The following is a 1,354-nucleotide window of genomic DNA, read 5'->3' on the forward strand; positions in this document are numbered from 1 at the left end:
GACCGACGAGAAGCCAGTGGGACTCGTCTACTTCGGCGTCGCGCACGCCGCGCCGTGGGGCACCGAGGAGTCGTTCGTCCGGACGGAGCGAGCCGTCCTCGACGGCGACCGCGACGCGGTGAAGCGCGGCGCGGCCGAGACTGCGCTCGACGCGCTCGTCCGAGCGATCGAAGATGTCGACGGGAACGCCGAGGGCTGAGAGGCGCGGTTGAGAGACGAGGCTGAGCGGTGGACGGCTGAGCGGTGGACGGCTGGGCGGCAGTCGGGAAGCGACTTCGGGACCTCGCGTGCGAGCGTTTATCACACTCCTCCGTGTAACGCCGGCATGATCGAACGCGTCTTGGTGGCGATGGACGGATCTGACCTCGCGGAGCAGGCGCTTCGGTACGCGCTCGACGCGCACGACGACGCCGAGATAACCGTGATCCACGTCCTCGGCGGTGCCTCGCCGATGATGGGCGAGGCGACCGGGCTCGCCCTGTCCGACGACGACGACGACGGCGTTCGCGAGGCGGCCGAACCCGTGTTCAAGCGGGCCCAAGAGATCGCCGCCGAACACGACAAGACCGTCGAGACGCTCATCGCGGTCGGCCGGCCCGCCCGCAGTATCATCGACCACGCCGAGGGGTTCGACACGGTCGTCTTAGGCACGCACAACAGTTCGCTCGCGGACCGCCTGCTCGTCGGCAACGTCGCGAAGACGGTGTTCCAGAAGTCGCCCGTGCCGGTCACGGTCGTGCGGTGAAGCCCTCCGGCCCGCTCTCGCGAGCGTCGCCCCGTCACTCGATGTAGGCGTTGCCGACGACGGCGACGACGAGCGCGGCGACCACGATCCACGTGAGGGGTTCGACCGCGAGGAGCCGGATCGGGCGGGCCGCCGACTCGTCGAAGCCGAAGAGGTAGCCGCCGGCGAACGCGACCGCCAGCACGAGCGCGCCGACGATTCCGGCCACGCCGAGCAGCGCGCGGTCCGACGGGTCCATATTCGCCGTTGGGCGTCGAGGATACTTAAGAAACGCCCGTGAGAACGAGCGCGGAGCGGATCCAAGCCAGGGCAGGGATTTGAACCCCGGAAGTCTCGATTACAAGTCGAGTGCATGAACCGCCCATGCTCCCCTGGCGCGTGCGGCCGTACTCGGTCCTCCTATGTGTGCGTGTCGCTTTCCGCGAACCCGGCCGGGGTCAGTCGCTTTCGTCTCTCGCGTCGTCATCGGCCCCGTCTCCATCGCTCTCGTCGCCCAGCGGCTTCGTCAGTTCGACGCGGTGGGCGTCGTAGCCGCGCGCCGCGTAGAACGACCGGGCGCGGTCGTTGTCGGCCAGCGCCTCCAGCGCCACGCGGTCGGCCCCCCGGTCG

Annotated in this window: 3 protein-coding genes, 1 tRNA gene and 1 pseudogene; 2 read left to right on the top strand and 3 right to left on the bottom strand. The window is 69.4% G+C overall.

The window, feature by feature from the left end:
• The coding region (locus tag BN903_RS03090; RefSeq protein ID WP_048076326.1) for a CinA family protein at positions 1-199 on the top strand (199 nt) is incomplete at its 5' end.
• A 126-nt stretch (positions 200-325) separates the two neighbouring features.
• A complete protein-coding gene (locus BN903_RS03095; protein ID WP_048076327.1) occupies positions 326-745 on the top strand; it encodes a universal stress protein in 420 nt (139 codons plus the stop codon).
• A 34-nt stretch (positions 746-779) separates the two neighbouring features.
• Here the strand turns inward: BN903_RS03095 and BN903_RS03100 are convergent, their stop codons facing one another.
• The 3 genes and pseudogenes from BN903_RS03100 to BN903_RS03110 form a co-directional block, all read right to left on the bottom strand.
• Entirely contained in the window at positions 780-983 is a 204-nt protein-coding gene (locus tag BN903_RS03100) for a hypothetical protein (RefSeq protein WP_048076328.1), read from the bottom strand.
• Between the two features lie 64 nt (positions 984-1,047).
• Positions 1,048-1,121: transfer RNA gene (locus BN903_RS17130), tRNA-Thr, on the bottom strand.
• Positions 1,122-1,182: 61 nt separating this feature from the next.
• Positions 1,183-1,354, bottom strand: a pseudogene (locus BN903_RS03110) (GNAT family N-acetyltransferase); the annotation flags it as partial.

The sequence above is a fragment of the Halorubrum sp. AJ67 genome, from assembly GCF_000513435.1.

Coding starts and splice junctions, on each gene's coding strand:
- BN903_RS03095 (WP_048076327.1), top strand. CDS start 326: ATGATCGAACGCGTCTTGGTGGCGATGGACGGATCTGACCTCGCGGAG.
- BN903_RS03100 (WP_048076328.1), bottom strand. CDS start 983: ATGGACCCGTCGGACCGCGCGCTGCTCGGCGTGGCCGGAATCGTCGGC.